At 56.2% G+C, this 21508-nt stretch carries 20 protein-coding genes and 1 pseudogene; 13 read left to right on the top strand and 8 right to left on the bottom strand.

Annotation, left to right across the window (positions count from 1 at the left end):
- The first annotated feature begins 30 nt into the window (after positions 1-30).
- Entirely contained in the window at positions 31-705 is a 675-nt protein-coding gene (locus tag CPJ18_RS16215) for an HAD family hydrolase (RefSeq protein ID WP_103659388.1), read from the top strand.
- On the opposite strand, the gene CPJ18_RS16210 is transcribed toward CPJ18_RS16215, so the two are convergent.
- From CPJ18_RS16210 to CPJ18_RS16200, 3 genes are all read right to left on the bottom strand, one after another.
- Positions 645-3851, bottom strand: a complete 3207-nt coding sequence (locus CPJ18_RS16210) for an efflux RND transporter permease subunit (protein WP_103659387.1) — start codon at positions 3849-3851, stop codon at positions 645-647. The genes CPJ18_RS16215 and CPJ18_RS16210 overlap by 61 nt on opposite strands.
- Entirely contained in the window at positions 3848-5005 is a 1158-nt protein-coding gene (locus tag CPJ18_RS16205; RefSeq protein WP_103659386.1) for an efflux RND transporter periplasmic adaptor subunit, read from the bottom strand. The genes CPJ18_RS16210 and CPJ18_RS16205 overlap by 4 nt, the downstream gene beginning before the upstream one ends.
- Positions 5006-5090: 85 nt before the next feature.
- Positions 5091-5783: a CHASE3 domain-containing protein gene (locus tag CPJ18_RS16200; protein WP_167397923.1), complete on the bottom strand. Its 693-nt coding sequence runs from the start codon at positions 5781-5783 to the stop codon at positions 5091-5093.
- Positions 5784-6429: 646 nt separating this feature from the next.
- Between CPJ18_RS16200 and CPJ18_RS27640 the strand changes: the two genes are divergently transcribed.
- Positions 6430-6852, top strand: a complete 423-nt coding sequence (locus tag CPJ18_RS27640) for a substrate-binding domain-containing protein (RefSeq protein ID WP_103659384.1) — start codon at positions 6430-6432, stop codon at positions 6850-6852.
- On the opposite strand, the gene CPJ18_RS16190 is transcribed toward CPJ18_RS27640, so the two are convergent.
- Together CPJ18_RS16190 and CPJ18_RS16185 are read right to left on the bottom strand one after the other, a co-directional pair.
- The gene (locus CPJ18_RS16190) at positions 6849-7277 is read right to left on the bottom strand and encodes a GlcG/HbpS family heme-binding protein (protein WP_103659383.1); all 429 of its coding nucleotides are present in this window, start codon (positions 7275-7277) and stop codon (positions 6849-6851) included. The two genes, CPJ18_RS27640 and CPJ18_RS16190, sit on opposite strands and share 4 nt — an antisense overlap.
- Before the next feature lie 123 nt (positions 7278-7400).
- Positions 7401-8084, bottom strand: a complete 684-nt coding sequence (locus CPJ18_RS16185; protein ID WP_244910302.1) for a GntR family transcriptional regulator — start codon at positions 8082-8084, stop codon at positions 7401-7403.
- A gap of 122 nt (positions 8085-8206) precedes the next feature.
- Between CPJ18_RS16185 and CPJ18_RS16180 the strand changes: the two genes are divergently transcribed.
- From CPJ18_RS16180 to CPJ18_RS16145, 8 genes are all read left to right on the top strand, one after another.
- Complete coding sequence (locus tag CPJ18_RS16180) at positions 8207-8848, top strand: GntR family transcriptional regulator (protein ID WP_103585740.1); 642 nt, start codon at positions 8207-8209, stop codon at positions 8846-8848.
- A 170-nt stretch (positions 8849-9018) separates the two neighbouring features.
- Positions 9019-9843, top strand: coding sequence for an ABC transporter substrate-binding protein (locus tag CPJ18_RS16175; protein ID WP_103585739.1), 825 nt, complete (start codon positions 9019-9021; stop codon positions 9841-9843).
- Positions 9844-9912: 69 nt separating this feature from the next.
- A complete protein-coding gene (locus CPJ18_RS16170) occupies positions 9913-10605 on the top strand; it encodes an amino acid ABC transporter permease (protein WP_103585737.1) in 693 nt (230 codons plus the stop codon).
- Positions 10606-10627: 22 nt separating this feature from the next.
- Complete coding sequence (locus CPJ18_RS16165; protein WP_103585736.1) at positions 10628-11521, top strand: dihydrodipicolinate synthase family protein; 894 nt, start codon at positions 10628-10630, stop codon at positions 11519-11521.
- 15 nt (positions 11522-11536) lie between these two features.
- Positions 11537-14437 (top strand): FAD-dependent oxidoreductase, encoded by a 2901-nt coding sequence (locus tag CPJ18_RS16160; protein ID WP_103659382.1) that lies wholly within the window; start codon positions 11537-11539, stop codon positions 14435-14437.
- Entirely contained in the window at positions 14434-15162 is a 729-nt protein-coding gene (locus CPJ18_RS16155; protein WP_103659381.1) for an amino acid ABC transporter ATP-binding protein, read from the top strand. The genes CPJ18_RS16160 and CPJ18_RS16155 overlap by 4 nt, the downstream gene beginning before the upstream one ends.
- 9 nt (positions 15163-15171) lie before the next feature.
- On the top strand, positions 15172-16596 hold the full coding sequence (gene hydA, locus CPJ18_RS16150; RefSeq protein WP_103585721.1) for a dihydropyrimidinase: 1425 nt from the start codon (positions 15172-15174) through the stop codon (positions 16594-16596).
- Between the two features lie 21 nt (positions 16597-16617).
- A complete protein-coding gene (locus CPJ18_RS16145) occupies positions 16618-17028 on the top strand; it encodes a DUF3830 family protein (RefSeq protein WP_103659380.1) in 411 nt (136 codons plus the stop codon).
- A 49-nt stretch (positions 17029-17077) separates the two neighbouring features.
- Here CPJ18_RS16145 and CPJ18_RS27635 read toward each other — a convergent pair whose 3' ends face one another.
- The 3 genes and pseudogenes from CPJ18_RS27635 to CPJ18_RS16135 all read right to left on the bottom strand — a co-directional run bounded on the left by CPJ18_RS27635 (position 17078) and on the right by CPJ18_RS16135 (position 18816).
- Entirely contained in the window at positions 17078-17284 is a 207-nt protein-coding gene (locus tag CPJ18_RS27635) for a hypothetical protein (protein ID WP_146258693.1), read from the bottom strand.
- A 122-nt stretch (positions 17285-17406) separates the two neighbouring features.
- Positions 17407-17553: pseudogene (locus CPJ18_RS16140) on the bottom strand (helix-turn-helix domain-containing protein); the annotation flags it as partial.
- 321 nt (positions 17554-17874) lie between these two features.
- On the bottom strand, positions 17875-18816 hold the full coding sequence (locus CPJ18_RS16135; RefSeq protein ID WP_103659378.1) for a GNAT family N-acetyltransferase: 942 nt from the start codon (positions 18814-18816) through the stop codon (positions 17875-17877).
- Between the two features lie 153 nt (positions 18817-18969).
- On the opposite strand from CPJ18_RS16135, the gene argE reads away from it, so the two are divergent.
- The 3 genes from argE (at position 18970) to CPJ18_RS16120 (ending at position 21503) form a co-directional block, all read left to right on the top strand.
- Positions 18970-20094, top strand: coding sequence for an acetylornithine deacetylase (argE, locus tag CPJ18_RS16130; RefSeq protein WP_103659377.1), 1125 nt, complete (start codon positions 18970-18972; stop codon positions 20092-20094).
- Positions 20095-20195: 101 nt separating this feature from the next.
- Positions 20196-21119 (top strand): 2-hydroxyacid dehydrogenase, encoded by a 924-nt coding sequence (locus tag CPJ18_RS16125; protein ID WP_103659685.1) that lies wholly within the window; start codon positions 20196-20198, stop codon positions 21117-21119.
- 21 nt (positions 21120-21140) lie between these two features.
- Entirely contained in the window at positions 21141-21503 is a 363-nt protein-coding gene (locus CPJ18_RS16120; RefSeq protein ID WP_103659376.1) for a cupin domain-containing protein, read from the top strand.
- The last annotated feature ends 5 nt before the right edge of the window (positions 21504-21508 follow it).

Genomic DNA, 21508 nt, shown 5'->3' with positions numbered 1-21508 from the left:
TCGATATGAACGAGTGACATTGAGACGATCATGCCAGACGGTAGCCAACCAATACCCTTGACGAAAACCTACAACGCCTTTCTGTTTGACATGGACGGCACATTGCTCAACTCCATCGCATTGGTGGAGCAGGTTTGGCGGAATTGGGCACATCTGCGTGGTGTCGATGCGGACGAGCTGTTGACGAAAATCCACGGTGTGCGGGCTATTGATGCGATCACGGCACTGAACCTGCCCGGCGTTGATGCCGCAAGAGATTCAACGATGTTGCTTGAGGAAGAAATGTCGACAACCGAAGGCATCTTCGCCATTTCCGGCGTTAGCGCCTTCCTGTCATCACTGCCCCCAGATCGTTGGGCAATCGTGACTTCGGCACCGCGAAAGCTGGCTCTACTGCGCCTTGAGGCTGTTGGAATTCCGTTGCCGAAAGTGCTCGTCACGGCCGAGGATGTCGTAAGCGGCAAGCCAGACCCAGAAGGTTATTGCCTTGGCGCTCAAAGGCTTGGGTTTGATCCTCGCGACTGCCTCGTGTTCGAGGATGCGCCCGCCGGAATTCTCGCTGGTGAACGCGCTGGCTCCGACGTTGTTGTCGTCACGGCGACGCATTCGGTTGATCATGTGACAGGGCATCGAACTGTCTTAAACTATGATGAGCTGGTCGCAGTTGCGACGACAGATGGCGTCGCATTGATGTCCGTCAGATAAGCAGATGCGGCCGGTGAAGCCGCCGGTTGAACTTCAATATTCGCACTATCGCGGTGGCGAAGCTTATCAAGCAGAAGATAGATGACCGGCGTGGTGTAGAGGGTCAATAACTGGCTGACCAACAGTCCACCAACGATCGCATATCCGAGCGGTTGGCGCAGTTCTGACCCAGATCCGTGTCCGATGGCAAGTGGCAAGCCTCCCAGGAGTGCTGCCATGGTCGTCATTAGAATCGGCCTGAACCGCATGTGCGCGGCTTTCAAGATAGCGTCCTCACTGCTGAGCCCTTCGTCCCGCTCGGCCTGGATCGCGAAATCGACCAGCATGATCCCGTTCTTTTTGACGATGCCGATCAGAAGAATGACGCCAATCATCGCCACGAGGCCAAAATCGAAACCCGCCACCTGCAAAGCCAACAGCGCACCAAGCCCCGCAGATGGTAACGTCGACAGGATCGTCAGCGGATGGATCAGGCTTTCGTAGAGCACACCAAGAATGATGTAGACCACCACAAGCGATGCCAGGATTAGAAGGGGAATGGTCCCCAAGGAATCCTTAAACGCCTTTGCGCTGCCTGAAAAACTCGTCTGGAGAGATGCAGGAGGGTGCATGTCCGCCACCGTCGTCTCAATTGCCTGCGTGGCTTGGCCCAGCGCAACGTTGGGGGCAAGATTGAAGGAGATCGTAACTGCCGGGGATTGGCCCTGATGAGAAATCGATACCGGTGCAGTGCCGTCTGTCCTCCACTTGGCAACGACAGAAAGTGGAACGAGCGTTCCATTGCTTGCGCGAACGGATAGTCGATCAAGCGTCGCGATATCGCGTTGCAGACTGGGGAGAATTTCGAGGACGACACGGAATGTGTCGGTCTGGGTTGAGAAGGAGGCCACCTGTCGTTGCCCGAACGCGTCATACAGGGTCTCATCGATCGTTGATGGAAGAACGCCGTAAAGCGTTGCGGCAGCTCGGTCGATTTTGATGGTGAGATTGGGAGCCTCTGCCTGCTGATCACTTCCGACATCACGCAGTTCGGAAAGCCCTTGAACCTTGCTTGTGACTTTGGCGGACCAGTCACTCAGTTCCGATATGTCGGCATCCTGAAGCGTAAACTGGTACTGCGTTTTCGCCGGACGCGCTCCGATATTGATATCCTGCGCCGACTGCATGAAGAGCTTGATGCCCTGCTGGGCCTTCAGAGCAGTACCGATCCGATCTATGACCGTTTTTGCGCTCGCGTCCCGATCTTCCAGCGGCTTGAGCGTTATATTGACGTGCCCCTCATTGAGGGCGTTTCCGCCATTGCCGCCGCCCACGTCCATGAACACGCTGTATACAGCTGGGTCTTTCATGATGATTTCACTGACCCGCTCCTGCAGTTTGGCCATTTCAGTGAAAGAGATGTCTGGAGATGCCTGCGACAGACCGGCGATGAAACCGGTATCTTGCTCTGGGAAGAAGCCTTTCGGAGCGATAATGAACAGGTAGGCGGTCGCAGCTATGGTCGCGAGAAAGACACCCAACGTCAAGAAACGATGTCTGATTACGGGCTTTAAACTGCGCATGTAAAGGGATGATAGATAATCGAAAAAAGCTTCACCGGCTTTGTAGAAACGTCCGCGTTGATCTTCCTTTATTGGTCGAATGAATTTCGACGCAAGCATCGGCGTGAGTGTCAGCGACACGATCGCTGAGATGATGATGGCAACCGTCAGCGTTACCGCAAACTCTCGGAACAGCCGACCGACGATGCCGCCCATCAGCAGGATAGGGATCAGGACGGCAATCAGAGAAAGGCTGATTGAAACAATCGTAAAGCCAATTTCCCTTGCGCCTATCAACGCCGCTTGGCGTGGCTCGACTCCATCCTCAATGTGACGCGAGATGTTTTCGAGCATGACGATTGCGTCATCAACGACAAACCCAACTGCAACGACGAGCGCCATGAGAGACAGATTATCGAGGCTGAAACCGAGAAGCCACATGGGTGCCAGCGAGCCGACGAGCGCGATCGGTAAGGTCAAAACCGGAATGATGGTCGCGCGAACATTTCGCAGGAACAGGAATATAACGACGACGACGAGGCCGATCGTCAACATCAGCGTAAACTGCACGTCATCGACCGATGCCCTGATCGTGGTTGTGCGGTCGGTCACCAATTCAAGTTTGACGGATTTGGGCAGCGATGCCTGTAGCGCTGGCAGCTGCTCCTTCACGGCATTTACAACGGCAATGACATTCGCGCCGGGTTGGCGGAAAACATCCAGCGCTATGCCGCGCTCGCCGTTTGTCCAATGGGCCATCTTGTTATCTTCGGCACCATCCGTTGCTTGACCTATATCGCGGATGCGGACAGGGCCGCCGTTGCGGTAAGCGATGACGGCGTCGTTCCACTCGGCACTACTGCCGATCTGGTCGTTGGTGTAGATCGGAAACGTCCGTGTCGGGTCATCAATGTTGCCCTTCGGCGCACTTAAGCTGAGATTGCCGATTGCCGCTCTGACGTCTTCCAAAGCCACATCGGCCTGAGCAAGACGACCCGGATCGACGGCAATCCTGATTGCGGGTTTCTGTTTGCCGCCAATATTGACGAAGGCCACCCCTGAAACCTGGCCAATCTTGGAGGCGACGTTACGCTCGATATACTCATCGAGTTGCGGCAGCGTCAGAATATCGGAACTGGCGGATAATTGCATGATCGGGGCATCGGCGGGGTTCGCTTTGCGCACAGTCGGCAATGAGGTCATGTCTTTGGGGAGTTGTCCCGCCGCCTCGCTGATAGCCGTCTGAACATCACTGGCTGCGGTTTGGATATCCTGATCCAACCCGAACTGGACGGTAATCGACGTTGTCCCAAGCGAACTGTTGGATGTCATCTCGGTAATGCCGCTGACGCGCGACAGAGCCTCCTCGATAGGCTGGGCAACGCTCGAGGCCATCGTCTCCGGCGACGCGCCGGGAAGGTTTGCGGCAATCTGGACCGTCGGGAAGTCGATCTGGGGAAGCGCGGAGACGGGCATGAAGGGATAACAGATGGCACCGACGAGGAAGATGCCTGCCATGATCAGGCTTGTTGCCACCGGGTGCACGATAAAAAAGTCGAAGAAACCGGAGGTCTTCGCTTCGCTTTGGGGATGGTTCTCGGTCATGGCGCGGCTTTCTCAGCAAGCTCGCCGGTCGGCAATCCGGTCCATGGTGTCACCGAAACTTTCATGCCGTCACCAATCCGCGATTGACCGTCCATGACGACCTGCTCGCCCTCTTGGATACCATCGGTTACCAGCGCCCGCGCCGCCGTCACGAACGCCGTTTTGACGGCACGTTTCTCAACCTTGTCGCCTGCACCGACGACGTAGGCGTAGAGGCCGTCCCGCCCTCGGGCGAGAGCCTTGTCCGGCACGACGACGCCCTGTCTCTGTTCGACAGTCAGAATGGTCGCGACAGGTAATCCAGGCCATAACGCGCCATCCGCATTGTCGAATGTCGCTCTGAGATGGATGGAGCCGTTCGCGGCATCAACGGCGTTATCCATTGTCGTGAGTTTGCCCTTCGCCAGGGTGCGAGTGCCATCGGTCGTGACGAGCGTCACTTGAGCGACACTGCGATTCAGTGCTTCGCGGATTTCGCCGAATGTGTCCCCCGGTGCGACGAAAGATACCGCGACCGGATCCATCTGCGTAATCGTGACGATCCCATCCGTCGAGCTTGCGCTGACGACACTCCCGACATCGACTTGCTTGAACCCGGTTCGTCCGGATATGGGCGCAATAACCGTGGCAAAGCCCAGCTGTGTCTCTGCGCTTTTGATCATCGCCTCATCATACTGAACCGCCGCAGCGTATTGCTCGCTTGCTGCGGTTTTCTGTTCGAGTGTGGACGCTGAAGCAACGCCCTTTTCCGCCAATGTCGCGTAACGCTGTGCATCAGTGCGTGCGCTCCTGAGTTGGGCCTCGTCCTGCGCTTTTTTAGCCTTGGATGAAGCTAAGGCCGATGAAAGTTCGCGGTCGTCGAGCTTGAGCAGGACACTGCCTTTCTCTACCATTTGCCCCTCCACGAAGTCGATCTCTGTGACTTGACCGTCGATCCTAGGGCGCACGGTCACGGTTTGCAGTGGAGAAACGGTGCCTATTCCATTGATGACACGATTGATGGTTTCGATCTGCGCCTTGTAGGCGGTAACAGGGATTGCCGGCGCGTCATCTGCGGCCGAAGCCCCGGTCTGGATTGCGAAAAAACTGCAAAAGGCAATGCTGCAAAACTGCGTCCCAGTGGAGGCAAGCCACTGAACCCAAGGTCTTCTCATGCCTGCCACTCCCCAAATTTAGCAGAATAACGCACGCCGAAGATTTTAGTTCAGAGGCTCTGTTTTTGCGCGGAGCCATCGGTGCTCATGACCGCTTTACGTCCTCCGGCTCCGATCGTCGCGTCCTTGTCAGATACATTTCGACGCCAGCCCGCGTCAGAAATGATGCCAGTCCAATGGCGATAGCGACGATCCTTATCCGAAGTTCATCGGATTCAACCTCAGCCTGCCGGACCTGCAACAAACTGCGTTCATGGACGGTAATGTCGCCGATGACGTCGCGAATACGATCCATCGTCGCCTCTGCCATATACTTGCTCTCCTGCGCACGCGCGGCATCGGCATCAGCGGTATCGTGGAGCGTGATGGATTGGCTTAATTCGCCCAGCTTTCTATCGATCAGCACACCGAGCTGCTTGACCCTGGTCACTTGGACCTTGTTGTCGGATATTCTGGTCAGCAGATCGGCTCGCAGCGTTTGTAGTCGGCCCAGTGCTTTTTCGTAGGGCGCGAGGTACTGCCGGTCACTGCTGACCAGATAGCCCCTTTGCCCGGTCTCTGCATCGTCAAGAGCGATGAGGATATCCTTCGTCGTATCGATTGCCTCGTAGGTATGAACGACCATATCCTGGTGGTTACTAAGAAGCGTGTGGGTCCATGTCGTCGCGAGAACCCCCGCTGCGATGACGATACCGACGGGTATCGAGCGCAACAGAGTAGGAATCGTCAGATAGTTCCGACGTAGAGATTCCCAGGACCATCCATTTTTTTGGTTCATCGAAGGTGCTGCCATTCCCGATCACTATATTCGGACCGAACCGAACCGAAGCCAAGGACAGGGTCAACATCGCACGGAATGGACGGTGCTGCCAAGCACAGTTGCGGCTGCTGCGCCGCACGGTGAAACCTCGCTCCTTCATGCGGGTGGCAGCGCAGTCCAGGTGTCAGTCATGTCGCCTTAATAGAATGTACGAGCCATAGAACTGCTGTAATATTGCTTCGCTCTGGGTCGGACGGAAAAAGGCGAAACCATCGAACGTCAGCGTAATGCCCTTCGGAAAGGCTGTCATTTGCTGACTGGATGAAGGCCCCCACACGAGCTCATGTAAGAGAAATCGGTCGTGCCGAGAGACCTTTGGTCCTTCTCGACTGCGCCATTGCCGCACTCGACGTCGATAGGGTGACGGCGGACGACCGATCCTCGTCCGAAGCCGTCGGCTGCTTATCGAACGGGGCCCTAACATATTGCCTACGTAACGGCGTGCGATACGGCTACCCAGCTTTATCACCGCGCCGCAGACAATCGGACGGCCTCCGTACGCGAGCGCATTGAAGGGTTTCTGTCTGTTGGTGAGAAGGCAGGGATCTAAAATCTTAATCAATGGGTTCGGCCTGGTGCAAACAGACCTGGACGCCACCTAACGATCGAACTGCTCACGGGCAATATCCAGCCAAGCGCCATCATAGCATCCGATAGTCTGATTGCCCTTGAAATCTCCAAGGTTGCGCGTGAATTAAGCGTAGAAACACCCGCTGCCCTGACTCTTCTTACATTTCACGATGCGGCCTGGTCTGCCGTAACGTCACCCCCGGTTAGAGTCATTCGACAGCCGGTAAATGAACCGGGGGAGGCCGCAGCGCATATGTTGATCGAGAGATTACATGGCGAAAAATGTCCTGCCCACCATGCCATTCTACCTACCCAGCTTATCGAGCGCGGTTCGATCGCAACGCTTGATCTATTGATTCAGGTTTTATCATTTTATCGCGAAAGATTTCGTCTGAGTCTGGTCCGAGCAGAAGTCCCACGATTTCCATATCATCCAAGCCAGAGATCAATCGGTTAGCGGGACACGCTCAACAGGAAGTGTTCAATGCCCGCCTGGGCGCATTGGGTATCCTGCGACGGCGTTCCGGAGCTTAGGCCTATGCCGCCTACAACCTCACCGTCGATGATTACGGGTAGACCGCCGCCCACCACCATGAGGCGTCCACCAATCGCCGAATTGATGCCAAATGCAGGGCTGCCAGGCTGGCTGGCGACGCCATAGCTTTCTGTGGTTCGTTTTGCGCCAGCTGCCGTGTAGGCTTTGTCCTGTGCAATAATCGTACTTGTTATCTTGCCGCCGTCCATCCTTTCAAATGAGATGAGTTGCCCAGATTCATCGGTGATGGCGATGCACATCGGAACGCCGATCTCCTGCGCTTTGGTGCGAGCGCCGTCTATCAGCACACGTGCATCATCAATGCTAAGTCGATTAATTGTCAGCATTTTCTGTCATTCCTGATTTAATGGGTTTGGCTTTGAAAAGCGTGGGATTGAGCAGTTTGCAAGCGCGAGGCTGGTATTTGCCAATAGATGAAAGCCGGTATCGAGAATGTTTCAAAGGACAGCTTACTCATTGATGATGAGGTGCATCCGGGCAAAAACAATCAGGCTCTCAATATGCGCTTTCGTCGCATTAAAGGCCGCGTCCGAATCTTTGCGCTGCAGGGCATCGATTATAACAAGATGTTCAGTCGAGTCCGGCTTCAGGCGGTCTTTTAGCTGGCCGATCTCGAACAGCCGTGTCGTGGCGCGCAAATTGCGTAAGACGCTGGCCATGACCTCGTTGCCGCAGTGGTCGATTATAAGATTGTGCAGGTGATCGTCGGAAAACCAGTGTGCATCGGTGTGATAGGCGGTAGCGTCCATCAGTTCGTCAATCTCGCGGCGGACTTCTATGAGCTTACGGCCGGGAATGCTGGGCATGGCCTGAACAGCCGCCTCGGGCTCGATCAGAAGACGCAGTTTAAGGCTCTGGATATATTCACCGATATCGACGTTTCTCACCACGTAGTTGCGCCCTTCGCCCTTGTGGACGAGGCCTTCGCCCTCAAGCCGCTGTAACGCTTCACGCAAGGGCGTGCGTGACACACCAAGCATTTCGGCAAGCTGTGCTTCGATGATCACATGTCCGCCACCGAGGCGGCGGTGTCGGATCATGTCCGAGACGGCGTTATAGGCGAGTGCCGCGAGCTTGTGGCCCGCTTCCTTGTGCGTCTTGCCAATGGCGGAATTAATGTCTGTTTGTGTCAAGGTGCATCGGTCTCCCCAGCTGTCTTAGCTCTATTCTCGGGCAATATCACCAGAAAGGCTTTTCTTGTTTTCAGCCATGGTCCATACCGAGCGACATTGTTAAACACAGCGGAGTCAACGGGATGGAACTTAACGTCTTGGCCGAAAGAAGCCTTGCCGATGAAACCTACCGGGCGCTGCTTGAGGAAATTCTTTCGGCACAACTGGCCGGCGGTGCGGTGGTGCAGGAACGGCGGCTTGCGGCTCGGCTGGGCGTTTCGCGTTCGCCTATGCGTGATGCACTGGGTCGTCTTGAGGGCCAAGGACTTCTCGTCCGTAACGCCAAAGGCGTTCTGACCGTGCGAATTGTCACTCTTGGAGATTATCTCAATAGCGTCGCCATGCGTATGCTCGTGGAGCCAAGCGCAGCGGCGCAGGCATGCAGAGGAATAGCGGTGGAGACCGTTGCTGAACTCTTTGCCATGCTTGAGGTGATTGAGGCGGATCCCGATCCTGACGCCGAGTTCGTATGGAAATTCGATGACGTCTTGCATCAGGGAATTGCTGACGCCAGCGGCAATCCCTTCATGGCGGACACGATTTTGCAGATGCGTCGCTACACCACGATTTTCGAGCGTCAGCGCAAGCTCGCTCAGCGCAAACCGGGTCTCGCCGACCATCGAGGCATCTTGCGCGCGCTCATGGACCGCGATGCGGATGCGGCCCGTACCGCGATGACGCTGCATCTTGATCGGGTGCGTCAAAACGTGCTTTCGACCTACTGATCCACGCCAGCAAATCTCATTCTTCAGACATTTCAATTTTTCGCGGCCTCTGCGGAAAGATGTTGCATGTGGCAAATGATTGTGTATGAAAATGGTATACCAAATGAATGCGAAGATCGCAAGCATCGTTGGTCAGGTCCGCAAGAAGATCGAAAAACCAGAGGGTTCCCATGTCATTCCGCACAATAACGATTGCATCCGTCTTGTTGATGTCCGTTGCAGCATCTGCGTTCGCGCAGGACTGCACGCCCAAGATTGCTGATTCCGAGCTGGTTAAGCCCGGGACGCTGACCATGTCGACCAACCCTACTTTGCCGCCATTGCAGTTTGTGGATTCCACCGGTGAACTGAAGGGCATGCGTGTTGAGCTTGGCACGGAAATCGCCAAGCGCCTTTGCCTCAAACCGGAATATGTCCGGATCGAATTTTCAGCGATGATTCCCGGCCTTCAGGCTGGCCGATGGGATATGATCAACACAGGCATCTTCTTCACCAAAGAACGAGCAGCCATCATGCAGATGATCCCTTACGAGGATCAGGCGATCAGCGTTTCAGTCGCAACCAGCAATTCCGTCGTCAAGGACAAGGACGGCCTTGATGGTCTGCGTATCGGCGTTGAACTAGGCGGTTTCGAAGAAACCAAGACCCGTGCCCTTGATGCCGAACTCAAGGCTGCCGGTAAAAAGGGCCTGGTTATTCAGACTTTCGATAATTTCGCACTTGCATTCCAGGCGCTTCGCGCTGGCCAAGTCGAAGGCGTCGTTTCAATTGATGGCGTAGCGAAGGAATACGATAGCCGTGGCGATTTCCGCCGCGCCGTCAGCGGACTCTATCCGGCACCTGTTGCCGTCGCGTTCAAGAGCGCGCCACTTGCGGACGCCGTTTCCGCAGTCCTCAAAGACATGAAGGCAGATGGTTCACTCGGCAAGCTTTTCGATAGTTATGGCCTGCCGATGATCGCTGGCGATTATTCGGTAAAGGGTCCCAATCGCTGATTTGAACGGTTCACCACTCTGACGGATGCCGGTTTCGGCCGGCATCACAATTACAATAAAGGTCCCACCATGTCGTTCTGGAACTGGTCAGGCTTCTTCGACTATCTCGTCAATCCGTTTATCCTTGGAGGTGTTGTCAACACGATATGGCTGACTTGCGTCTCCCTCGTGTTCGGCCTGCTACTCGGTTTTATCGTGGCGCTGATGCGCCGATCTAAGCTGAGGCTGATGAGATGCATGGGCTGGTTTTATATCTGGCTGTTCCGGGGTACGCCGCTGCTTGTGCAGTTGATTGTCATCTACACGGCACTACCGCAGCTCGGCATCAAGTTTTCTGTTGTCGAGGCGGCATTGATCGGCCTCGCACTGAATGAAGCGGCGTATCTGGCGGAGATCATCCGCTCCGGGATCGAGGCCGTGCCGGAAGGGCAAGCACGTGCTGCAAAGGCCCTTGGCATGACTGAGCGCCAGATTATGCGTTACATCGTCATGCCGCAGGCTTTCAAGGTCATCATTCCACCACTTGGCAACTCGGTGAATGGTCTGCTCAAGACGACCTCGGTGACGTCAGTCATTTCCATGGAAGAATTGTTGCGTCGCACTCAGGTGCTGATCCAGGAAAAGTTCATGGTGCTCGAACTCTTCGCGGTTGCTGCCATCTACTACCTTCTCCTGACGACGGTCTGGGACTTCGTACAACGGCGCATCGAAAGGCGCTTCGGTCAGTCCACGGCACCCATGCAGCATACTGAAAAACGCTGATACTCAATAAAGGACATATTGCATGCTAAAGACATTTCGTGGTGTCTTCACCGTGATGATCACTCCCATCGATGCAGACGGCAAGGTGAACTTGCCAGCGCTGGCAGCCTTTACCGATTGGCAGATTCGTGAAGGCGTGCACGGGCTCATCCCGCTTGGTTCGACAGGTGAATTCCTGTCGCTTTCCGAAAAGGATTGGGATGATGTTGCCCGCACGGTCATTGAAACCGCAGCCCGACGGGTTCCTGTGCTGATCGGAACCGGCGCAGAAGATACCCGCGAAGCCGTTCGCTTGAGCCTTAAAGCCGAAGCGATGGGAGCGGATGGCGTAATGGTCATCCCGCCTTTTTACTCCACGCCAACCGACGGTGAACTGGTAACCCATTACCGTTCCATAGCCGGTTCGATTTCCATTCCGATCATGGTCTATAACAATCCGGCAACTTCCAATGTGGATATGAAGCCGGAGCTTCTGGCGCGTATCGCCGAAATCGACGGCTGCGACTACGTCAAGGAATCGACGCTTGAAGTCACCCGCATTCGCGATATCGTTCGTCTGGCTGGAGACAACATGACGCCCTTCGGCGGCATTCTCGGTTTTGAGTCTTTCGTCATGGGGGCACAAGGATGGGTGGCCGTCGCATCCAACGTGGCACCAGCGGCGATGTCGCGCATCTTCACGCTCGCAGCAGATGAGAAGAAATACGACGAAGCGCGTGCGCTTTATCTCGAGTGGCTGCCGATCATCCAGGCGGTTGGCGGTCAGGCTTATGTTGCCGGTTCCAAGGCGCTGCTGAACCATATGGGATTTGCCGCTGGATCGCCGCTGCCGCCGCGTCTGCCGTTGCCGGTAGAGCAGGATGCCGCGATGAAGGAACTGGTCGAGCGTTTCGGCCTGCGCTTTCACCAGAACTGAACCGGAGAAAGAGATATGCCCGGATCGATCATGCAGGATGCCAGACTGACCGTCCATATTGACGGCGTTGCGCATTGCGTCGATCCGGGCTTGTCTGTGGCCGCCGCGCTCACGGGGCTGGGTCGCCCCGACTTTTCCACTGATGCCGCTGGAGCAAGGCGCGGCCTGTTTTGCGGTATGGGTGTCTGCCACGATTGCCTCGTGACAGTCGATAACCGCACCAGCCAGCGAGCCTGTATGACGCCCGTGCAGGACGGCATGCGTATCGATCGCCAGCAGGCACGTCCCGATATCGCCTCCAACGACCTTGCCGACCTCATGCCAGTCCCAGCAAACCTTGCCGAGTTGGAAATGGATCTGCTCGTTATTGGCGCGGGTCCCGGTGGTCTGGCTGCAGCAGTCGCAGCGGCAGAAGCAGGTGCTTCCGTAACGGTGGTGGACGAGCGTCACACATCCGGTGGCCAGTTCTTCAAGCAGCCCAACACGGCGTCCGCACGTCTGGCCCTGCAGGGTGACCGCCAGGCAGCAGATGGTGCCAAACTTATAGAAAGAGCGCGTTCGCTCGGCGTGACCATCCTTTCACGCGTGACCGTTTGGGGTGCCGCGCATGGTGAGGACCGCAAGCCGGTCATTTCCTGTCTAGGTGCCGACGGTGCTTTCTACTGCCGACCCGCTATGCTGGTAATCGCTACGGGTGCCTTCGAACGACCGTCCGCCATTGCGGGCTGGACGCTGCCGGGTGTCATGACTGCAGGTGCAGCACAAACTTTGCTGCGCAGCTATGGCACACTTCCCGGTCGACGCATTCTGGTTGCCGGGAACGGCCCCCTCAATTTTCAAGTTGCAAGCGAAATCGCCAAGGCGGGCGGTGACGTCGTCTGTCTGGCGGAGCAGGCAAGCGCGCCATGGAGTCGCCCGCTCGAAGCATTGACCGTTTTGCGCCATGATGCGGTGCTTGCCCTCAAAGGCATGAAGGAAATTTCTAGGCTGGAACGGGCTGGCGTCAGGCTCGCTTGGAACGCGCAAATCTTGGATATCAGCGGCAATGGCCGGGTAGAGACTGTTACGCTCTCTACCCCGGGGGGCGAGACGACCATTGCAGTCGATACCGTTCTGCTTGGTGGTAATTTTGCCTCGTCTAACGAGTTGTCGCGGTTGCTCGGTTGCACCCATAGTGTTTCGGAAATTGGCACGCTCAGGGCGGATTGCGCAGAGAATGGCGAGAGTTCGGTGCCTCACATCCATATCGTCGGCGAAGCTGTGCGTTTCGGTGGTGCCCACTTAGCAATGGCCGAAGGCAGGCTTACCGGTCTGGCGATTGCAGCCAAGCTTGGGCTGAAGTCCATGCCCGACACCACGACGCACAAAAAGCTTGCGCGTGCAAAGACCTTTCAGGCCGCACTTTGGCGGTTGTTTGCTCCTGCCACGACGCGGTTGGAGCCTTCAGATGCGGCTCTTGCCTGTCGTTGCGAAAGCGTGGCAATGGGCGCGCTCAGGAATGTCGCTCGCCAAGGTCCACCAGACATTGCAACGCTGAAACGTTTGACGCGCGCCGGTATGGGGCGCTGCCAGAGCCGCTATTGCGGCCGCACCCTGACGGCGCTGACCGGCCGACCGATGAGCGAGACCAATGGGCTTCTTGCTCCTCAGATACCACTCCGGCCAGTGCCACTCGCGGCGCTTGCGGTTGAGAAACCCGAGTGGGGAGGGCACAAAAGAGCACTTCTGCCCGAGCGTTCACCGCTGCCTCATTCCGAACCGTTACCGTTGAAAGAGGCGTCCACCGTAGTCATAGGTGCTGGGATTGCTGGACTTTCATGTGCATTGTTTCTGGCGAAGGCGGGCGAAGATGTCGTTGTGCTGGAGCGTGGTTTTCCCGGCGGACTGGCATCGGGCGGCAACGCCGGCAGCTTGCATGCACAACTGCTATCGTTCGATCATGGAGCCCGCGCAGAAGGTGGCGGTGGGCCAGCGGCGCGAACGCTTGCTTTACAGCGAGATTCCATCACGCTTTGGCAGACGCTGGAAAGGAAGCTTGGTCGCGATTTCGAGATGAAGATCACCGGTGGCCTTATGGTTGCGGAGACCGAAGCTCATATGCGCTTTCTTGAAGAAAAGACGCGGGTCGAACGAGAAAGCGGTATCGAATGCCATGTCATCGGCCGTGATGACCTTCAAAAGCTGGAGCCTGCTCTGTCGCATTTGATGATCGGCGCTTCCTATTGTCCGTTGGAAGGTAAGATCAATCCGCTTGTCGCGACGCGGCACATTCATAATGGCGCTGTGGCTACGGGTGCTAGCGTATTTGACCGCACCGAAGTGCTGTCGATCCGCCGTGACGGATCGGTGTTCGTAATCGAGACCTCGCGAGGCCCTTTGCGGGCGGGACGGATTGTCAATGCGGCAGGCGCTTTCGCCTCGCGTGTCGGCGCCATGCTCGGCCTGGATGTGCCAGTGTTCGGTGCACCGCTACAAATGGTGGTGACCGAAGCTGCAGCACCAGCAATCTCGCATCTCGTTGCCCATGCCGACCGTCACTTGACGCTGAAACAGGCCGCAAACGGCAATTTCCTGATCGGCGGCGGCTGGACGGCCGGTCTGGATCCCGTTCACAGTCATCCGCGCCCACTGTTTTCCAGTCTGGAAGGCAACCTTTGGGTTGCGCAACATGTTGTGCCGGGCCTGCGCAAACTGCACGTCATCCGTAGCTGGGCTGCGATGAACATCAACATCGATGGCGCGCCTATTCTGGGAGAGCATCCCGGTATGCCAGGCTTCTTCAACGCCGTCACATCCAATGGCTATACCCTCGGCCCTCTCATCGGCCAACTGACGGCTGACCTTGTGCTTGGTCGTGATCCCGGGCGGGATTTATCCGCCTTTTCCATCAACCGTTTTCAAGAGGGGCGATCATGATCGAGATCACCGGCATCACCAAATATTATGGCAATTTCCCCGTCCTCAAAAATTGCTCGACCCACGTTTCCAAGGGTGAAGTCGTGGTTGTTTGTGGACCGTCCGGCTCTGGAAAGTCCACGCTGATCAAATGCGTCAATGCGCTGGAGCCAATCCAGGAGGGATCGATCCGTGTCGATGGCATCGAGGTCAATGATCCGGCCACCGACCTGCCAGACCTGCGTTCGCGTGTCGGCATGGTATTTCAGAATTTCGAGCTTTTCGCGCATCTGACGATTGAAGCCAACATCATGATTGCGCAACGCATCGTTCTTCACCGCAGCGAAAGCATTGCCAAAAGACGTTCAATGGATCTTCTGGACAGGGTCGGAATGACAGGGCACGCCCATAAATATCCCGGTCAATTGTCCGGAGGACAGCAGCAACGCGTCGCGATTGCCCGGGCGCTTGCCATGAACCCGAAAGCTATGCTGTTCGACGAGCCAACCTCGGCGCTCGACCCTGAAATGATCTCGGAAGTGCTGGATGTGATGACCGCCCTTGCCCGTGAAGGCATGACGATGATGGTTGTCACCCATGAAATGGGTTTTGCCCGTCGCGTTGCGACCAGGATGATTTTCATCGACCAAGGCGAAATCGTTGAGGATCGACCGACGGAGGAATTCTTTGGCAATCGCCACAATCCTCGCACTGAAGCCTTCCTCAGCAAAATCCTTCATCATTGAGAGTTTGAGATGACCCAATTCGACCTCATCATCACGGGCGGTACGATCGCCACAGCGTCTGACGTCTTTAAAGCCGACATAGGCATCGTTGGCGGCAAAATCGTGCAGATCGGCGAAGACCTCATAGGTGACGCACAGTCAGGTGCTACCCAGATCGTCGACGCCTGCGGAAAATATGTTCTGCCGGGTGGCATAGACAGCCACGTCCACATCTCCCAACCCTCCGGTGACGGCATCGTCATGGCCGACGATTTCGAAAGCGGCACCCGTTCTGCACTCTTCGGCGGCAATACCACGATCATGCCATTTTGCCTGCAGGAGAAGGACAGGTCGATGCGCGAGGCGCTGAACGCCTATCACGAGCTTGCGGAAGGCAACTGCTACACCGATGTCAGCTTCCATCTTATCGTTTCCGATCCGACGGATTCTCTCCTCGGGCAGGAACTGCCGGCCCTGGCTGCGGACGGATATTCGTCTTTCAAGGTGTTCATGACGTATGAGGGTCTCCGGCTCAATGATGCCGAAATCCTGAAGACGCTCGATGTTGCCCGCTCCACCGGTGCCACTGTCATGGTTCACTGCGAAAACGAGGACGCGATCCGCTTTCTCATTGCCAGGCATGAAGCGGCAGGCGATGTTGCGCCGCGAGCTCATGCATCTACGCGACCGGTGGCGGTTGAACGCGAAGCGACGCACCGTGCTCTCACACTGGCCGAAATCGTCGATGTGCCCGTCGTCATCGTGCATGTCTCCAACGGCGAAGCGATGGAGGAAATAGCCCGCGCCCGGGCTCGCGGCATCAAGGTGGTCGGCGAAACCTGCCCACAATATCTGGTGCTGACGGCTGATGATCTTGATGGCATGGATTGGGAGGGCGCAAAATTCGTCTGCTCGCCACCACCCCGCGACACGGTTGCTCAGGAAGAATGCTGGAGAGGTGTCGAAACCGGTATTTTCGAGCTCTTCTCGTCAGATCACTGCCCGTTCCGTTATGACGACGAACGCGGCAAGCGCAGCCCAAAAGGGCTTGAAAGCTTCCGACACATTCCAAACGGCATCCCCGGTGTCGAAACACGTCTGCCAATCCTTTTTTCGGAAGGCGTCATGAAGGGTCGCATTGATTTGCCGCGCTTCGTAGCGCTGTCTGCCACTAATCATGCCAAGACCTACGGTCTCTACCCGGAAAAAGGCACGATCGCGATTGGCGGTGATGCCGACATCGCTATCTGGGACCCGACGGTCAATCGCACGATACGCCATGCCGATCTACACGATGGTGCCGATTATTCGCCCTATGAAGGCATCGAAATTACCGGCTGGCCAACCACAGTCATCCTCGGCGGCCGTGTGATGGTGAGTGACGGCCAACTTGTCGGAAAAAAAGGCGATGGCACCTACCGTTCAGCTCGCACCAAAGGCGCGAAATCGATTTAATCAATCTGGAGATCTGAATTCATGAAACTGAAAATCACCGCTGGCCCGTTCGTGTTCGACGCTGTGTTGGAAACGGAAAAAGCACCGCAAACCTGCAAGGCTTTCATCGAACGTTTGCCCTTCGAAGGTCAGATCGTCCACGTACGCTGGTCTGGTGAAGGCGTATGGATTCCTCTAGGCGACTATAATTTCGGTGTTGGTTACGAGAACCACACCAGTCATCCCGCACCCGGCCACATCATCCTGTACCCCGGCGGCATCAGCGAAACAGAAATCCTGCTCGCTTACGGCGGTGTCTATTTCTCCTCCAAAATGGGCCAGCTCGCAGGCAATCACTTCATTACAATCAGCTCCAACCTCGAAAATTTGTCCGTTCTGGGCAACAAGACGCTCTGGGAAGGTACGCAGCAAATCTGTTTCGAGCTGGCTTAGAAGGCGTTTCACTTTGAACTAACGCAAAGATCGAGAAGCCTAGGAAGGCTCATTTTTTGCTGCTCTGCAGCGCATGATAGTCAATTGAACAATATTGATTGCTGCAATCGGAGTGATGGATCGGGTAAGGCTTTGGACGACGCATGACAATCGCTCTTTCGAAGAGCACTGATTGCCAGTTTACGATGCAGCCGGTCACCCACGCCGCAGGAGCGTCCATCGCCTGATTACGGCCACGACCGATCCAACGCACCATGCGATCTCATGCTGAGTCCGCCCGCTCGTCGGCGCGAGACGTACCATTAGATCTCAAATTCCTTGGCAAAATTCGTTAGCTTCGGCATTCCGCTTTCCTTTCAATTCAAGTCAAAGTGACGGGGTGGTGCGATCGATCAAAGGAATGCCTACCCATTGTTCCAACTGCCGAATGCGACGGCTCAGTGCGGACTGGGTGATGTTTCTATCATGAGCAGCTTGGGTAAAGTTCATGAACCGCGCTAAACTCAGAAAGTCTTCGAGCCATTTTCAGCTCCATCGGCTTTCTCCAATCCGGCGCAATGTCATTGATCAATGAGAGCCGGTAAAAGAGTTATAGAGGGCAACATAACCAAAATGTGCAAAAATCGGCAAGGTTGTGAAAAGTGAAGGTTTAGGGTCCGCAAAAGCGGATCAAGTCAGTCGTCATATATTTATATGTTTCTGAGGATTGCGTGCTTATCGACAAGCAATTTTAATGAGCGGTTTCAAGTTTGTTATAAGTCTTCAGTCACGCAGCACTCTCCCCGATCGTCCCCGCGTTGTCAGCGGAGTGCGAGCTTGTCACTTTTTAACAGCGTCGAGTTTTACTCAACCAAACGCCTGGCTAGCAAGGGCCCAGGTCGTCGGATGCAAACCCTGCTGGCCGCCGCTATCGCGCATCCAAGACCCGCCAAGCGACATGGTGGTAACCGTATCGAAAACGGCTACACCGGATCGCGCGAGATATTGCGGAAATGCGCCGCTTTCCTCTCGCGTATCAAGCCGTAGGAACTGGCCCGCATGATCCACCACATGCGGATGCGTGACGGCGATGGCATCAGCCTCGTTGAAGGCGACGACCGGGCCGATCAATGCGCCGCGCCCGAAACGACGACAGAGAGAGAAAGCCGCGATGCGTTGCTCTCGCATCAGCACGACGCCTTTGGAAACCGGCAGCAATGACTTAAACAGCGTCTTGCGACTGGCACCGAAGGCTTTCTCATCAAGCGTTAGGATTGCATCGACATCGCCTGAAGCCAGCGCGCGCAGGTTAGTGCCGCCTGGAAGTCGAGGGGTAGCGATGGGCGTTGCCTCTCCCTGACACTGAAACACCGTCTTTTCGATCGTAAAACCCATGGACTGGTAAAGCCGTTTGGCGGCACGGGTGGCGTTCAGTCCGAACTGCCGTTTGCCGGCCTGCTGCATAACATGCAGCATCATCCAACTTCCGGCTCCTCTTGCCTGAAGCCGCGGCGGCGTGATGACCATACCGATCGTGGAAAAGCTTTGTCCGAAATCAAACCACATGGCCGATCCTGCAAGCCGCCCAATAGAATCGACAGCAACGACGCCGTTGCCGTTTTCGAGAAGCATCTGCCAGTCCTTGGGGCGGTGAGGCCAGCCAACGCCGACAGACAGAGCATGCAGCTTTTCAATATCGGCAACCGCGATATCCTCAAGCGTCAGTTCAAAAGCTTCAAGCTGTATGGTGTCGTGATGATCCACCGCGCCCCCTTGTACAGGCTCCGTGCGCCAGGAGCGTTCCTGCATGTTATAATTCCGTTTTCCAGAATTACGGCATCGTCACCAAATATTTCAGCCGAATTTGCCAGTCTTTCAGCAGTATCCACTAAAACAGGGAGGATTTCAGCGGCTTCCGGGTCGCAAAGGCTCTATTTTATCTGAAAAGAACATGAGGCTGGGATGACGGAATTCGACATACTTGAACGACTGGTGTCGTTTCCTTCAGTGGTGGTGCAGCCCAATGCGGATATCGTGCAGTGGATTGCCGACTACGCTCGAAGCCAAGGCGCACAGGTGACGATCGCCTTGGGGCCGGAAGGCGACCGCTATAACCTGTTCGCCACCATCGGCCCGCGGGACGTGCCGGGTGTCATTCTCTCCGGCCATATAGATGTCGTTCCGGCTGGCGAAACGGAATGGTCGAGCGACCCCTTCACCTTGCGCGCCGACGGTGACAGGCTTTATGGGCGCGGCACCAGCGACATGAAAGGCTTTCTGGCATGCGCGCTTGCCGCTCTTCCCGCCTATGCCCAAATGCCATTGAAGCGGCCCATACATCTGGCTTTTTCCTATGATGAGGAAGCCGGTTGCAAGGGTGTGCCGCACCTCATTAAGCTCATTCCCACGCTATGTGCTCTCCCAGATATGTGCATCGTTGGCGAGCCGAGTGGCCTGCGCGCCATTCGGGCCCATAAAGGGAAAGCCGCTGCACGGATCACCATCCGGGGACGATCCGGCCATTCGTCGCGGCCGGATCAGGGTTTGAACGCCATCCATGCCATGAGAGAAATCCTGGCCAGTGCCGTGAATGCAGCCAACGCACTGACCCATGGCCCATTCGACAGCGGTTTCGAACCGCCTTACTCATCGCTTCAGGTCGGCAAGATCAGTGGCGGACAGGCAGTCAACATCATTCCCGACCTTTGCGTCGTGGACATCGAGGCAAGGGCGATTTTAGGCGTTTCGCCCGTAAGGCTGCTGGAGCCACTGCGTGACGCAGCCGAGGCGCTGCACACGCATGGCTTCGAGACGACATTCGAGATGTTGAGCGAATATCCAGCGCTATCGCTGGCAGTCAATGCTCCGCTCACCGCCCTCATGCGTGACCTGACCGGTATCGAGCCGCTGGCTGCGGTGAGTTACGGCACGGAAGCCGGGCTGTATCAGGCGGCTGGTATCGACAGCATTATCTGCGGTCCCGGCGATATCGCACGCGCCCACAAGGCAAACGAGTTCATCACCCGTGACGAACTGTCCGGATGTTGCAGCATGCTTTTAAACCTTGGAGCGCGCTTGAGCGCTTGAGCCCGCAAATCGGTCAGATGTGCTGCGATCCACTGTCGCTTCAGTGCATCCTGCCGTGTGAAATACGCCAACTTCAAATGACCGAAGACGAGGGCTGGCGCATGACATTTCTGTTCAATTCCGACGCAGCGCGGGCGAAAATCTTTGCTGAGCTTTTTGCGCAAGAATTACCAGACGTGCCATTTGCGTCCGATGCGGCTTCTGTCGATCCTGAAAGCGTGCATTATTTCATCACATGGACGGCCCCCGCCGATTTTGCACGCTATACAAATCTTGAAATCCTGTTTTCCATCGGTGCCGGTATCGACCAGTTCGATACATCTGTCTTGCCCACCCACGTCAAACTGGTGCGCATGGTGGAAGACGGCATTATCAGAATGATGCAGGAATACGTGACGCTTGGCGTTCTTGCACTCCACCGTCGCTTGCCCGACTATCTGGCGCAACAGTCGAGAGCCGAGTGGAAAGCACAGCCCGTAAAGCAGGCGCATGAGCGGCGTGTCGGCGTGTTGGGCCTCGGTCATCTTGGCAAAGCGGCTCTGGAGCGACTGAAGCCTTTCGGTTTCCCCCTGTCCGGCTGGAGCCGCAGCGCCCACGCAATCGATGGTGTTACATGCCATCACGGGGCAGATCAGCTTGACGGCTTTCTAGCAACAACCGACATCCTCATTTGTCTGCTGCCGCTGACGCCGGAGACGCGCGGGTTTCTGAACGCCAACCTCTTTTCGAAACTGCCATCCGGCGCAGCACTGGTCCACGCTGGTCGTGGTCCGCAGCTCGATCAACTGGCGTTGATCGAAGCTCTCGGCAGCGGTCATTTGTCAGGTGCGGTGCTTGATGTGACCGACCCAGAGCCACTGCCATCAGACCATCCACTGTGGCAGCATCCCGGCGTCATCATCACCCCGCACATCGCCTCCGTGACCCAGCCGGAGACGGCAGCGATGGCCGTCATCGACAATATCCGCCGCCACACAAACGGCCTCGACCCAATCGGCCTGATCGACCGCAGCCGCGGCTATTGACCATTCCAGAAAGGACTTTCCATGTCGCTCATAACACGTATCGACGCCAACCCAAAGACCACGCCGAAAGAAGCGTTGCCTACACCTGAACGGCTCATCTCCGGTAATCCGTCCTTCAAAACCTGGGCTCTGGATGATTGCCGCGATGGCACTGTTCATACAGGCATTTGGGAAGCAACGCCCGGCGAAACGCATTCCATCAAAGGCACGACCTACGAGTTCTGCCACATCATTTCCGGCGTCATCGAGCTCGAAGAAAAAGACGGCGACACCGTTACCTATCGCGCCGGAGACAGCTTCATGATGAAGCCCGGCTTTGTCGGCATCTGGCGCACCATCGAGACGGTTCGCAAGATTTATGTGACCGTAACCGACCCGGCATAAGGGAC

Source organism: Agrobacterium rosae (assembly GCF_002915175.1).
Taxonomy (GTDB): domain Bacteria; phylum Pseudomonadota; class Alphaproteobacteria; order Rhizobiales; family Rhizobiaceae; genus Agrobacterium; species Agrobacterium rosae.
Note: the sequence above shows the minus strand (reverse complement) of the source record. Positions and strands in the feature narration are given on the sequence as shown.